At 72.4% G+C, this 13,170-nt stretch carries 11 protein-coding genes and 1 pseudogene; 8 read left to right on the top strand and 4 right to left on the bottom strand.

Translation table 11 applies throughout. The features are described 5' to 3' along the window. The 5 genes and pseudogenes from CRP39_RS11860 to CRP39_RS11840 form a co-directional block, all read left to right on the top strand. Positions 1-576, top strand: coding sequence for a type 1 glutamine amidotransferase domain-containing protein (locus CRP39_RS11860; RefSeq protein WP_097206585.1), 576 nt, complete (start codon positions 1-3; stop codon positions 574-576). Further along, complete coding sequence (locus tag CRP39_RS11855) at positions 573-1,061, top strand: hypothetical protein (protein ID WP_097206584.1); 489 nt, start codon at positions 573-575, stop codon at positions 1,059-1,061. The genes CRP39_RS11860 and CRP39_RS11855 overlap by 4 nt, the downstream gene beginning before the upstream one ends. Next, positions 1,058-2,233, top strand: coding sequence for a zinc-dependent alcohol dehydrogenase (locus CRP39_RS11850; RefSeq protein WP_097206583.1), 1,176 nt, complete (start codon positions 1,058-1,060; stop codon positions 2,231-2,233). Before CRP39_RS11855 ends, CRP39_RS11850 begins: the two co-directional genes overlap by 4 nt. 91 nt (positions 2,234-2,324) lie before the next feature. Then, positions 2,325-2,999 carry a DUF1345 domain-containing protein gene (locus CRP39_RS11845; RefSeq protein WP_245853802.1) on the top strand — a complete coding sequence of 225 codons (675 nt, stop codon included), beginning with the start codon at positions 2,325-2,327 and terminating at the stop codon, positions 2,997-2,999. A gap of 354 nt (positions 3,000-3,353) precedes the next feature. Continuing rightward, a pseudogene (locus tag CRP39_RS11840) lies at positions 3,354-5,477 on the top strand (putative bifunctional diguanylate cyclase/phosphodiesterase); the annotation flags it as partial. A 164-nt stretch (positions 5,478-5,641) separates the two neighbouring features. On the opposite strand, the gene CRP39_RS27545 reads toward CRP39_RS11840, so the two are convergent. The 3 genes from CRP39_RS27545 to CRP39_RS11825 all read right to left on the bottom strand — a co-directional run bounded on the left by CRP39_RS27545 (position 5,642) and on the right by CRP39_RS11825 (position 8,640). Then, positions 5,642-7,000: a DUF2254 domain-containing protein gene (locus tag CRP39_RS27545; RefSeq protein ID WP_097206581.1), complete on the bottom strand. Its 1,359-nt coding sequence runs from the start codon at positions 6,998-7,000 to the stop codon at positions 5,642-5,644. A gap of 114 nt (positions 7,001-7,114) precedes the next feature. Further along, positions 7,115-7,333 (bottom strand): hypothetical protein, encoded by a 219-nt coding sequence (locus tag CRP39_RS11830; RefSeq protein WP_097206580.1) that lies wholly within the window; start codon positions 7,331-7,333, stop codon positions 7,115-7,117. Between the two features lie 539 nt (positions 7,334-7,872). Then, entirely contained in the window at positions 7,873-8,640 is a 768-nt protein-coding gene (locus CRP39_RS11825) for a ParA family protein (RefSeq protein ID WP_097206579.1), read from the bottom strand. 337 nt (positions 8,641-8,977) lie between these two features. Between CRP39_RS11825 and CRP39_RS26380 the strand changes: the two genes are divergently transcribed. Then, positions 8,978-9,244 carry a DinB family protein gene (locus CRP39_RS26380; protein WP_143426624.1) on the top strand — a complete coding sequence of 89 codons (267 nt, stop codon included), beginning with the start codon at positions 8,978-8,980 and terminating at the stop codon, positions 9,242-9,244. A gap of 149 nt (positions 9,245-9,393) precedes the next feature. Beyond that, a complete protein-coding gene (locus tag CRP39_RS11815; protein ID WP_097206577.1) occupies positions 9,394-10,629 on the top strand; it encodes an MFS transporter in 1,236 nt (411 codons plus the stop codon). 183 nt (positions 10,630-10,812) lie between these two features. On the opposite strand, the gene CRP39_RS11810 is transcribed toward CRP39_RS11815, so the two are convergent. Next, positions 10,813-12,009 carry an MBL fold metallo-hydrolase gene (locus CRP39_RS11810; RefSeq protein WP_097206576.1) on the bottom strand — a complete coding sequence of 399 codons (1,197 nt, stop codon included), beginning with the start codon at positions 12,007-12,009 and terminating at the stop codon, positions 10,813-10,815. Between the two features lie 858 nt (positions 12,010-12,867). Between CRP39_RS11810 and CRP39_RS11805 the strand changes: the two genes are divergently transcribed. Then, on the top strand, positions 12,868-13,167 hold the full coding sequence (locus CRP39_RS11805; RefSeq protein ID WP_216359701.1) for a carboxymuconolactone decarboxylase family protein: 300 nt from the start codon (positions 12,868-12,870) through the stop codon (positions 13,165-13,167). Positions 13,168-13,170: the final 3 nt, after the last annotated feature.

Below are 13,170 nucleotides of genomic sequence, written 5' to 3'. Positions count from 1 at the left end.
ATGGCCGGAGTGCTGAAGGGACGGCGGGTCGCCATCCTCGCGGCCGACGGGGTGGAGCGGGTGGAGCTGGAGCGGCCACGGCAGGCGCTGGAGGACGCCGGCGCCCGCACCGTCGTCGTCTCCATCACCAGCGGCGAGATCCTGGCGCGCGACCACGACCTCGAGGACGCCGGCACGTTCGCGGTCGACCAGCTGGTCGGCTCCGTGTCGGTCGACGACTACGAGGCGCTGCTCCTGCCGGGTGGGACGGTGAACCCGGACAAGCTGCGGATGGAACCGGCCGCGGTGCAGTTCGTCCGGGACTTCGTCCAGTCGGGCAAGCCGGTCGCCTCGATCTGCCACGGACCCTGGAACTTCGTCGAGGCCGACGTCGCGCGCGGCCGCCGGCTGACCTCGTGGCCGAGCGTGCGCACCGACCTGCGCAACGCCGGGGCCGAGGTGGTCGACGAGCAGGTCGTCACCGACGGCAACATCACGACGAGCCGGTCGCCCGACGACCTGCCGGCCTTCTGCGAGCGCATCGTGCAGGAGTTCGCCCGGGCTCCGCAGCCGGCAGCCGCGGGAGGTGGGGCATGACCACGTCCATCGGGAACGTGGCGTCCCTCGCCGCACGCGCCGGCGGGAGCGTCGTCCGCCAGGTGCGGTCGGCCATCGACCCGTCCGCCGCCCGGCCGGCCGGCGCGGGCCAGCCGGCGTCCGGGTGGCTCGTGGTGACCGTGCTCCGCGAGCCGTCCGACGTCGACACCGCGCAGCTGCCCGTACCCCTGGCCGAGTTCGGCGACCGGATCGAGGTCCGCGTCCGCCCGGCCGCCGGCGGCAAGGGCACCGAGCTGGCGGCCCGGCTGCGCGACCGGCCGTCGTCGGGACCCGCCCCCAGCCGGCTGAGCGGCAGCGACCCGCAGGCCGACCTGCGGTCGGCGCTGCGCCAGGCCAAGCAGCTCATCGAGGTGGGTGAGGTGCTGGCGGTCGACCCCGCACCGCACGGCAAGCGGACGGCGACCCCCGGCGGCGCGCTCCTCGAGGCGTGGACCAGGGTGGCGCCCAAGGCAGGTGTGCGATGAAGGCGGTGACCTGGCGCGGGGTCAACGAGATCGGCGTCGAGGACGTCCCCGAGCCCACGATCCTCAACGACCACGACATCATCCTCGAGGTGGGGCTGAGTGCCACCTGCGGCTCGGACCTGCACCTGGTGGGCGGCTACATCCCTGCCATGCGCGCGGGGGACGTGCTCGGGCACGAGTTCATGGGCACGGTGGCCGAGGTCGGTCGCGGCGTGACGAAGCACCAGGTGGGGGACCGCGTGGTGGTGGTCTCCTTCACCAGCTGCGGGCAGTGTTGGTACTGCAAGCAGGGGCTGTGGTCGCTGTGCGACAACGGCAATCCCAACCCGGGGATCACCGAGGCGCTGTGGGGCCAGTCCATCGGCGGCTGCTACGGGTACTCCCACGCGATGGGCGGATGGGCGGGCAGCCACGCGCCCTACATCCGGGTTCCCTACGCCGACCAGGGGGCGTTCGCGATCCCCGACGGCGTCTCCGACGAGCGGGCGCTGTTCGCCTCCGACGCCGCACCGACCGGCTGGACGGGGGCGCACCAGGCCGAGGTACGGCCGGGCGACGTCGTCGCGGTCTGGGGTGCGGGGGGAGTGGGCCAGATGGCCGCCCGCGCGGCCATGCTGATGGGCGCCGAACGGGTCGTCGTGATCGACCGGTACGACAACCGGCTCCAGCAGGTCCGCACACACGTCGGGGCGGAGACCCTCGACTACGAGGAGGTCGACGTCCCCGCCGAGCTGCGCGAGATGACCGGTGGCCGGGGCCCCGACGTCTGCATCGAGGCGGTGGGCATGGAGGCGCACAGCCCGGGCCCGCAGTATCTCTACGACCAGGTCAAGCAGCAGATGCGGCTGCAGACCGACCGGCCCACAGCGGTGCGCGAGGCGATCTACGCCTGCCGCAAGGGCGGGACGGTGTTCACCCTCGGAGTCTTCGCCGGCCTCGTGGACAAGTTCCCCCTCGGCGCGGTGATGAACAAGGCGCTGACCCTGCGCGGCGCCCAGCAGCACGGGCACCGCTACATCCCGGAGATCCTCGACCGCATGAGCCGGGACGAGGTGCGGACCGAGCACCTCGCCACCCACGTGATGCCGCTCGACGACGGGCCGAAGGGCTACCGGATGTTCAAGGAGAAGGAGGACGGGTGCGTCCGCGCCGTGTTCCGTCCGGGTGGTTGAGGCGCCGACGGGCGGACCGCCCCAGGCCCCGGCGCCGAGCCGGACGGTGGGCCGGCTGTGGGCCCTCGTCGGCCCGTCGCGGGTCCGCCCGGTGAGCGTGGCACGCGGCAGGACGGCGGAGGAGGCGGGCCCGCGGCCGACGATCCTGTCGTGGCGCCGCCTGCTGATCTGCCTCGGCGGTGGCCTCCTCGCGGCCGGGCTGACCACGGTTGCCGGAGTCCCCGAGATCTCCGTGCTCGTCGGCTGGGCCGTCGCAGCCGGCGGCCTGATGCTCTGGGTGTGGCGGATCAGCTGGCCGCGCGACTCGGAGGGGACGAAACGGCTGGCCGAGGAGGAGGGGCGGACCCGCGTCACGGACACGGCCGTGCTCGGCGCGGCGGTGGTCAGTCTCGCTGCCGTCGTGGAGGCGCTCGTCCGGTCCGGCTCGGGGGACGCCGTCGGTGTCGCGACCGTGGTGCTCGGCGTCCTGGTGGTCATCCTGTCGTGGGCGCTGGTCAACACGGTCTTCGCGCTCAAGTACGCGCGCCTGTACTACTCCGGCGGGGACGGTGGCATCGAGTTCGGCCAGCAGGAACCACCGACCTACAGCGACTTCGCCTACGTCGCGTTCAGCGTCGGGATGAGCTTCGCGGTACCGGACACCTCGCTCCAGGCCACATCGATCCGCAAGGTCGGGCTGGGGCACGCTCTGCTGTCCTACCTGTTCGGCACCGTGGTGATCGCCGTGGCCGTCAACCTGGTGACCAACCTGGGGCAGTCTTCGTGAGGCGCGCCGTTGCCGTGGCCCATCGGTCGCGGACGCCAGAGGTCAGCAACATCAGCTGACCCTCCGGGGCGCAGATCCGGGCCGGCAGCTCAGGGTCGCCGTATTCACCGGAGCGTTGTCCGTGCCGGCCCGGTCGCGCATTCCTGGACGCCTACCGGCGGCAGTGCCGGGAGCGCCTCCGGGGCTGAGCCGCGGCACGGGCAGGGCGCTGGCCATCGCCCGCGCCGATCGGCCTCATCGACATCGCATGCCGTCGTCCGGTCGAACCCCCTCGTTCGGCGACCGATACTCCCGACGTCACCGCATGACGCGCCGGCCGCCACCTGCCGGCCACCCACGCGACCCCGGGAGGCCGTGATCGCCGCTCCGAGGCACGGCGTTCCCCAGGCGAACCGGCTCACCCGAATTGCGGAACACGGTCAACCGGGACTGTCGATCGGCCGATACGCCGATGTGATCCTCGACTCGGCTCCCTCGACGCTGCGCAGCAGCGTCTACGAGGCACTGTTCATCCACGGTCTCGACGGGGTGCTGATCACCTCGGCCGATGGGCGCACGCTCGGCGCGAACGCGCGGGCCTGCGAGCTGCTCGGCCGGACGGAGCTCGAGCTGATCGAGCTCGGCCGGGACGGGATCATCGACCGGCGTGACCGCCGGTGGAGGGAGGCGCTCGAGACCCGGGCCCGGGAGGGCGCGTTCCGAGGGGTGTTCCGGTTGCGCCGCAGTGACGGATCGACGTTCCCTGCCGAGATCACCACCGCCACCTTCCTCGACGGGGACTCGCCACGGGCGTACGTGTCCTTCCGGGACGTGAGCACCGCGGAGGCGGAGGCGGCGCGGGCGGAGGCGACCACGCGGACGGCGGCCGAGCTCATCGACAACCTCGAGTCGATCAGCGACATGTACATCGGCGTCGACGCCGACTGGCGGATGACGTACATCAACGCGCAGGCCGAGGCCCGGCTGGGCGTCGCTCGCGACGAGGTCGTGGGCGAGGACATCTGGGCCCGGTTCCCCGCCCTGCTCGGCACGGAGTTCGAGAGGACCTACCGCCAGGTCGCGTGCACGGGACGGACCGCCACCCTCGAGGCGCGCTACGACGAGGCGGATCTGTGGTGCGAGGCCCGCGTGTACCCCCTGCGTCGGGGCGGGATCGCCATCTACTTCCGGGACATCTCCGAGCGGCGGGCCATGGAGCGGGAGCGGGAACGCCTGCTGACCGCCGAGCGGGCGGCCCGCGCGGCAGCTGAACGGGCGCAGCGCGACCTGGCCCACCGGGCCACACACGACGAGCTGACCGGTCTGCTGAGCCGCGCCGGGATGTTGCAGGAGGTGGACCGGGTCCTCGCCGGACAGCCGGAGGCCCGCCTCACCGTCGCCTTCATCGACCTGGACCGGTTCAAGCTGGTCAACGACAGCCTGGGGCACGGCACCGGGGACCGTCTGCTGAGCGAGTTCGCACGACGTCTCGCCGCTCTGGCCGGTCCGGGCGATCCGGTGGCCCGCTTCGGTGGCGACGAGTTCGTGGTGGTCCTGGTGGACCGCTCCGCCGAGGAGGTCGGCCGGTTCGCCCAGGAGGTCATCGAGGCGAGCCGGGAGCCGGTCGAGGTGGGTGCGCGCCTCCTCGTCACCGTCAGCGTCGGCCTGGCCACGGCGACCGGCCCGGCCGATCTCGACATCCTGCTCCGGGAGGCCGACGCGGCGCTCTACCGCGCCAAGGACACCGGCCGGGAACGGGCTGTCTGGTTCGACGAGCAGATGCACGTGGAGTCGGTGCACCGCGTCGAGATCGAGAACGACCTGCGCCACGCCCTGGACCGCGACGAGCTGCTGGTGGAGTACCAGCCCGCCTTCGACCTCCGGGTCGAGCAGATCTGCCACGTGGAGGCGCTGGTCCGCTGGCGGCATCCCGCCCGTGGCCTCGTCGGCCCGCAGGAGTTCATCCCGGTCGCCGAGGAGACGGGGCTCATCCACCGCATCGGCGAGCTGGTCCTCGCCCGGGCGATCGAGCAGGCCGACCGGTGGGCGCACATCGCGGAACTCCGGGTGTGGGTCAACGTCTCCCCGCAGCAGCTGGTCGACCGTGAGTTCCCCGCCCGGCTCGCTGCCCAGCTGGACCGTGCCGGGCTGCCCGCGCATCGCCTCGGGATCGAGGTGACCGAGTCGGCGCTCGCCGGCTGCTCCTGGGCGGGGGAGGTGCTGGAGCGGATACACGACCTGGGGGTGGCGATCGCCATCGACGACTTCGGAACCGGCTACAGCTCGCTGGCCCGCCTGAGCGAGTTCCCGGTCGACGTCATCAAGGTGGACAAGTCCTTCGTCCACGACCTCGGGACAGCTCGAGGCGAGGCGTTGGTGGCCGGCATCGTGACGCTGGCGCGGGCCATCGAGGCGCACGTCATCGCGGAGGGGGTCGAGACCCTGCCGCAGCTGACCGCGCTCAGCGCCCTCGGGGTGGACTCCGCCAGCGGCTACCTGCTCGCCCGGCCGTCCGCGCCCGAGCACCTGCCCATGACCCTCCCCGCCGAGGCGTCCTTCCGCTGGCGGACCGGCCTGCACCCCACTGTGGCGCGGGCCCCCCGACACGGCGTCGTCGTCGCCGAGGTGGTGAGCGCGCCGGAGCTGCGCACGCGAGGAGCCCGCTACCCCGGGATGCCCGCGCCGGGCCGGACGCCGGTGTCCGGCGTGCCCCTGTCCAGGCGCACGGCGGTGGTGACGTCGGCTCCGGACCCGATGCCCTCGGCGTCGGGCGTGAGCGCGGCGGCGATGTCCTCCTCGTCCTCGTAGGCCCGGTGGACGGCGGCGGTCAGCAGCCGCTGCTGGCGGTCGAGCGGGGCCTGCCGGTCGGGCGGGGCGACGCACTTGAGATCATGAAGCGCCGCGCACAGCCGGCGGGTCACCTGCGGGGAGGCCGCGCCGGCCAGCCGGATCTCGTCGAAGGCGAGCCGCACGTAGCCGTCCCAGGACAGCGTGCGCTCGACCAGCCGCACCACGCCGTCCTCGTCCCGGTCCTCCCCTGGGGGGAGCGGGCGCACGGCGAGCTGGCGCAGCAGGTCATGCAACCGGTGCAGCGCCTGGAGGGTCGTCGTGGGGTCGTTGAACGGCTGAGCGATCGACCGCTCCGCGATGTCGACCAGTTTGCGCACCCCGTAGGGGGCGTCCTCCGTGTGCACGCGCTCGGGGCCCACGAGGACCAGCCGCGCGATCTCCTCGGCCTGGAGCAGCGCGACCGGCGCGGCGACATCCCCTCCCCGCCGGAGGCCGGGGTGCACCCGGAACAGTGGTGCCCCGCCCGACACGAAGTCGCCGACGACGGGCACCAGTTCGAGGACGCAGTCGGCGCGGCGCGCGGCGGCGATCAGCCCGGCGCGGTCGACTCGGACGACGCTGCCCGGCTCCCGCGAGGGGATCACGTCGGGGTCGGGGTCCGGGCCGGTCGCCGCTCGGGGCGCCGGGAAGGACGACGCGATGAGGTCACGGGTGCGGTCGCCGACGAGGTCGATCAGGCCAGTTGCCCGCATGGTCTGCCCGGAGTGGTGCACGAACAGGATCAGCGTCACCAGGCTGGCGAACATCAGTAGGTGGGCCAGCAGCACCGTCAGGCCGGGAACGGTGCCGGTGTCCGAACCGCGGATCTCCCGGAGGGTGAGTACGGCGACGACGAACGTCGCCCCGAACAGGCCGATCGCCAGTTGGCTGAACCGGTCGGAGAGCAGTGCGCCCACGATCCGCGGGGAGAACTGGCCCATCGCCAGCTGCACCGCCACCAGCGTCACGGTGAGCACCAGGCTGATCAGCGAGGCCATCGCGGTGGCGAAGACCGACAGGGTCGTCTGCGCGTCGCTGGGCGTTCCGGTCACGCTCTGCGGGACGAGGGTGTAGCCCGACCGGCGGTCGAGCCAGAGCGTGCCGAGGGCGATCAGCACGCCGGCCAGGACGCACAGCAGTGGGACCAGCCACAGGCTGGTCCGTACGGCGTGGACGAAGCGGGTGAGGCGCATCGTGCTTCCTCTGAGGCTCGGACCGGCAGGCCGGCCGGCCGGTGTGATCCCGAGCCGTGAGCGCCACCGTGATCGGTCGCCGGCGAGGGCCGGCCTTCCATCCGGACGTCGGGCTCAGACGAGCCCCTCGTTGCGGGGCTCGATGCTGGCCGAGGGGTCCACCCCCTCGTCGGCGTCAGGCTGGACGGGGCCTTCGCCGGGCTCGGAACCGGAGCCGGCGGCGGTGTTCCGGGAGGATCGCTCCGGATCGGTCACATCCGTGGTCGTCGGCGCCTGACCGATGCGCTTGGCGGCCTGGCCGGTCCCGGTCTCCTCCAGCTCTGACTCGCTCACGACTCCTCCATCCAGTTGGTTCCAAGTCGGTGATCACGAAGCGGGCTCCACGAGCGCCGGACGCTCACAGGACGGCTGTCGTCGTACTGCGCTGCTCCTCCTCGCGGTCCCTCCGGAGACCGGACGGGTCACACCCGCGCCTGGTACTCCCAACCTGCAGGATGCCGCCGGGGGAGGCCATCGGTAGACCTGCCGATGTGCGCGCCGTCCGGGTACCGGTGCGAGGCCCGGGTGTGCCGATGGAACTCAGCGGCCGAGGCCTCGGAAGTGCAGGTGCAGCGGCCCGGCCGTCACGACGAGGCCCGCCCCGATGGACGGGGTCCGCACGCTGAGCGCGGACCAACGTCGCGGCGTCAGCCGGAGCTCGACGGTGAGCGCGTCCGGGTCCGTGGATTCCAGTCGTTCAGCCGGCGTTGGCACCGGGTGGTCCGAGCTCGGTTGCGCGACCGGCAGAGGGGCAGCCTGACGTAGGTCGTCAAGCAGGTCGTCTTGGAGTGTCCGCGGGCGTCGAGACCCCGTCGCGGAGAATTTTGTCGTGCTCATGCGGGAACCCTTTCGGCTGCGGCGAGCACCTCATCGGCGAGCGCTAGATAGGCAGAACCCACCGGGCTGGTCGGGTGGGAGAGGACCACAGGTCGCTTGGACAGCGTGCTGGTCGGCACGCGGCGGGAGAGCGGGACTCGGGTCGTGAGCAGAGGTAGATCGGTCCCCTCCAGAGCGCCGGCGACCTCGCGGGCAGCGCGCCCTTGCTGATCCCATACGGCGCAGGCGACTCCGACGAGAACCGCAGAGGTGTTCTCGTAGGTCCGGTGCTGCTCGAGGAATGCCGCGACGCGGGCGACGCCGAGCGCCGAGCCAGGGTCGCTCGTGAAGACGGTGAGCACGGCGTCGGCGGCGCATACCGCAGCGAGGGTGAGGCCTCCAAGGTCGCCGCGGGTGTCCAACACGATGTGGTCGTAGTCGGTGAGAAGCGGTCGCAGCACGCGCCGGATGCTGGTGATCAGGCCTCCCGTGCTGGCCAGCCGGGCGGCCATGGTCTCCAGCTCCGGATGTGCCGGCAGCAGATCCAGCCCCGGTGAGACGTCGTGCCGGATCACGGCCCGGGCATCGGCGGCGGAGTCGTCCAGGAGAGCAGCCAAGCTGTCGTCGCCCCGCTTGGCGACGACGCCGAAGGCTCGTCCTAGGCTGTCCTGCGGATCGACGTCCACGGCGAGCACCCTGCCGTGCCGGGCCAGAGCCGCGGCAAGGTTCGCCGCGGTCGTCGTCTTGCCCACCCCGCCCTTGGAGGAGCACACCGCCAGACGCATGCGGGGACTGTGGCAATGTGCGGGCCCCGAGTGGTGGAGGCGGGCCGCGACGCCGGACCACCCTGCCCCACCCGGCGCACTGTGCCCATCGTCACCATGTGCGCCGTTCTACGGACTCCACCATCCGAGTTCGTGACGCCCAGACGCACCTGTAGGTGGAGTCGTGGACACAGCCAGACCAGGCAGGTTGGTGAGCGTGTCGTCGTCCCGGGCGACCCAGGCACGGCCGTCGTCGATGCGGGCGAGCGGGTGCTGGATGAGCTTCGGGTTGTCGGCCAGCATCCGGATCCACGCGGACGCCCAGTTCCGCTCACATGCGGAAGACCTTCTTCACGATGTGGCCGACGACGGGGCCCGCGGCGGCGGACCCGTCTCCCTCGACTGGCAGTGCGCCGAGCTCGCCGTGCACACCTGGGACCTCGCCACGGCCATCGGACGGACGACTGGTGACCTCGATGCCGAGGTGGCCCAGCGCGGCTCGGCCTCCATGCGCGCCGGTCTCACCGACGGCCACCGAGGCCCGGCGTTCGGGCCCGAGCAGCGGACGCCCGAGGGTGCCGACGCCTGTCAACGCACAGCTGCGTTCGCCGGCCGGTCGGTCTGACGCCTTCCGCGGATCGTCTGACGCTGCCGGAGGCAGAGGGGGCTCCGCCTCCGGGTGGCTGCCCGCCACACAGGGTCTGACCACCTGCTGGACGATGGGGCTCGCGGTTCCAGGTCAGGGGCGCCGCGAGAGCGGCCTACGCTTCGTCGGTGCGCCCTTCGCGTGCCCGCCAGGCGAGGCAGGGCAGCCCCGCCCCTGGGCCACGGGCGCTCATCTCGATCCTGGTGCTGGCCGCAGGCGTGGCCCAAGGCTTCGGGCGCTTCGGGTACGCACTCCTGCTGCCTGCCGTCAACGCCGACCTGGTGCACTCCTACGCCGTCGCGGGACTGCTCGGCACCCTGAACCTCACTGCGTACCTCGGGGGAACCTCACTCGTCATCCTCACCGCCGGGCGCCTGGCACCAGCTATGTCGGTGCGCCTGGGCCTGCTGCTCACCACAGCCGGGCTGTCGGTCCTCGCGCTGGCGCCGTCGGTACCGGTCCTGGTGGTGGGGATGGTCCTGGCCGGGTTCGGCGGGGCGATGATCTGGGTGCCGGCTCCGGGGATCGCCGGATCCGCCGTCCACGTCTCCCGGCGTGGTCTCGCGATCGGCCTGACCGGCAGCGGCGTGGGTCTAGGGGTGATTGCGAGCAGTGGTCTGACCGCCGTGGTGCACGCCGTCGCCGGCTCCGGCGCGTGGCGCCCGGTGTGGGCGATCGAGGCGGTGCTGTCCGCGCTCGTCGCGGTGGCGGCCGCTCGATGGCTGCGCCCGCAGGTCGTCTTGGTCTCCGGCCCGGTCCGCATCTCCGCGCTGCGCGCGGTCCCCAGCTGGATCGGCTCGACGCTGTCGTACGGCGGCTACGGCCTGGCGATCTCCATCTACATGACCTTCCTGGTCGCCGCGTACGAGGACGACGCCGGCTTCGGCTCCGGGCACGCCTCCGGGGTGTTCGCCCTCACCGGGGTGTTCATCATCGCTGGCGGGATCCTGCTCGGCCGCTGGTCGGACTCGGTCGGACGGCGGGCGGCGATGACGTGGGCCTACGTGGGCATGACCGTGGCGGTCCTGCTCGTCCCGGTCGGGGCCGAGCCGTGGGCGTCGTCCTCCGCCGTCCTGTTCGGGCTCGCGATGTCCGGGGCGCCGGCGGTTCTTGCCGCCCACCTGGCCGACTGGCTGGACGCACGCCGGTTCGCCGCGGCGTTCGGGGCGGTCACCCTCGTCTTCGGGCTGGCCCAGTTGATCGGCCCTCTGCTCGGCGGGTCGATCGCCGACCGCACCGGCAGCTTCTCGGCGGCGTTCCTGCTCGCCGCCGCGGCCGCGTTCGGGGCTGCCTGTGCCGCCGCGACGCTGCCGCGGCGCGGTTCCGTCGCCGTATCCCCCGTGCGGGCGCCTGAGGTGCCCTGACCCGTGACTCGGGGTGTCCTTCGCCCGCGGACACGAGTGGGTCATGACGGTCGCGTCCCGGGTCGCCGGCGCCGGGCTCCAGCGGCTCGCTCCCGGGCGGGCAAGCCAAGCCGAGCGCCCCACCCAGCACCGCCACCGTGACGCCCCGGTGATGTCTCCGCGGGCGATACAGGACGACCGCGTTCAGCGGCCGACGCCCAGCTGCAGCAGGTCCGTGCCGACGGTCAGCGTTCCGGAGTAGCCGCTCTGGGCGGCCGCCCAGCGCAGCGGGGAGGGGTCGTTGGGCACGAGATGGTTGAGCACCAGGTGCCTGACCCTGGCGGGCTCGGCCACGTCCCGGCCGACCTGCTCGATGGTCGTGTGGGACTCCAGCAGGTGCTCGCGCAACCCCTCACGCAAGTCCGGTGGCGTGCGGGCCACGATCTCGTCCACGAAGACGGGGTCGATGACCTCGTGTACGAGGTAGTCGGTGTTCCTGGCCAGGTCGATGAGGTTCTGGCTGACCGTGGTGTCCCCGGAGACGACGATCGACCCGTCGGGTGTGTCGAAGCGGAAGCCGAAGGACGGCGCGGTGGGGTGGTGGTCGACGAGGGTCGCGGTGATCCTCACCTCCCCGTCCTGCCACACCTCGATCGGGCGGGGCAGCCGCGGTGGCCGACCCTCGGGGTCGATCTCCCAGATCCCGCTCAGGTCGATGTCCTGCACGTCGAACAGTGCGTCCGGTGCCGTGCCGCTGCCGTCGCGGGCGCGGTCGTTGAAGTCCGAGGCGAAGGCCTGGCGCAGGTAGCCGGTCATGCCGGCGATCCCCGGCGTCGGATCGTCCGGGTTGACCAACTCCGGCTCGGGGAGGTTCGGGCGGAAGAGGCGCGGGAGGGTGTCTCGCCGGCCGGGGCCGCGCACCGCGATGCGGTCCCCGGCCGGGCGCCCGGTGCGGTTGGACGGTCCGGTCACGTACATCGCCGGCCAGTCGGTGATGTGGTCGCTGTGCAGGTGGGTGAAGAAGATGCCGCGGACGTTGGTCAGGGACGAGGGGGCGGTGGGCTGTGCGGCCAGGCCACTCTGGACCAGACGCCGATACGAGCCGAGCCCTGCGTCCACCAGGTACACGCGGTTCTCGTAGACCACGGCGGTGGAGATCCCGAACACGTCAGACCTCGTGTACGCGGGACCGCCCCCCACGCCCAGCAGGATCAGCCGGGTGCGGGTGGCCACGGGGTGGTTCCGGCCGCCTCCGCCCGAGTGTGCCCTCGCCGTCCCCGTGCCGGCCATCAGCATCCCGCCGGCCACGGCGGTCGCCCCCATGCCCTGCAGGAAGCGGCGGCGACTGCTCTCGGGGAGTTCTCCGGCCCGGCTCATGGCGCGGGAGATGACGTCACACACGGCTTCTCCGTTCGTCGCTTGGCGAGCGAGGGAGGCTCGAAGGGGCCGGCCACCTCTCAGCTGTGGCCCCTGGTGCACGTAGCGCACGAAGGTTACGCCGCCGTGCTGGCCCTCCAGTACCGGATCGGCGGAGCCGGCCAAGCAGATCTGGTGGTAGGGAGCACGACCGGTCGCGTGCCTTGAGACGGAGGCTGCTGCCCTCGCCAGGAATCGCCGGTCGACCGTGCCTGACCAGCGGTCGTGTCCGGCGGGCAGCTCGTCGGCACCGATGGAACGGGAGCTCCGTACGTCGCCGGGGTCAGGCGGCCGTGACTTACCGACCCGACCGGCCTCGGGGACGTCGCGGCCGTCGCCCCGGTCGCGTGGAGGCCTGGCGTCAGCGCATGTGGCTTCCCGCCTTGTCGGATCCCGGAGTGGTGTGGTCGCCGCGGCTGCCACGGCCTGCACGGTCTGCTGAACCGCACCGGTCGCCGCGCTGTTGGGCATCGGCCTGACTGGCGCGGCGGCCACGGCCCTCGCTCTCGCCTTCGCCCGGCGTGGTGTCGCGCATGGTCCCGGGGACCGCTGTCGAGCCAGGCGGGACGTGATGTCCGGCCGGACCGCGTTGCGTGACGCGTCGGAGTGACTGGGAGCGATACAGCGGCCGGTACAGCAACGCGGTTCGAACGGCCGCGGCCGCCGGCCCAGCACCGACGGCGGCCCCGTGCGGATCCGCCGTTCTCGGCCACAGGTGGCGGATACCGGGTGGGGGTATAAGCTCGATGTGCTGCCGGTGCTCCTCCAGGCCGTTCCGGAGAGAGCACGACACCAACCAGGAAGGGGTAGTGGATGCATTCGCACAACGAGGAGGCGAAGTTCATGGCCGACATCAAGGAGGCCGCGCCGGAGATGGTGTCGGCGTTCTTCGGCTTCGACAAGGCCGTGTTCACCAAGAACACCGGCAACCTGGATCTGGCCACCCGTGAGCTGATCGCGGTCGGCGTCGCGGTGACGACGCAGTGCCCCTTCTGCATCGAGGACCATGCCAAGCGCGCCGTGAAGGCCGGTGCATCCAAGGCCGATGTGGCCGAAGCGGTCATGGTCGCGGCTGCCCTGCGCGCCGGCGGCGGCGTCACGCACGGATGGAAGGCGATGAAGGGCATCTCCGAGGACGAGTAAGCC

Source organism: Geodermatophilus sabuli (assembly GCF_900215145.1).
Lineage (GTDB): Bacteria > Actinomycetota > Actinomycetes > Mycobacteriales > Geodermatophilaceae > Geodermatophilus > Geodermatophilus sabuli.
The sequence above is the reverse complement of the archived record's forward strand: the minus strand, read 5'-3'. Positions and strand labels throughout refer to the sequence as shown.

Coding starts and splice junctions, on each gene's coding strand:
- CRP39_RS11860 (WP_097206585.1), top strand. CDS start 1: ATGGCCGGAGTGCTGAAGGGACGGCGGGTCGCCATCCTCGCGGCCGAC.
- CRP39_RS11850 (WP_097206583.1), top strand. CDS start 1,058: ATGAAGGCGGTGACCTGGCGCGGGGTCAACGAGATCGGCGTCGAGGAC.
- CRP39_RS11825 (WP_097206579.1), bottom strand. CDS start 8,640: ATGCGTCTGGCGGTGTGCTCCTCCAAGGGCGGGGTGGGCAAGACGACG.
- CRP39_RS11805 (WP_216359701.1), top strand. CDS start 12,868: ATGGCCGACATCAAGGAGGCCGCGCCGGAGATGGTGTCGGCGTTCTTC.
- CRP39_RS27545 (WP_097206581.1), bottom strand. CDS start 7,000: ATGCGCCTCACCCGCTTCGTCCACGCCGTACGGACCAGCCTGTGGCTG.
- CRP39_RS11855 (WP_097206584.1), top strand. CDS start 573: ATGACCACGTCCATCGGGAACGTGGCGTCCCTCGCCGCACGCGCCGGC.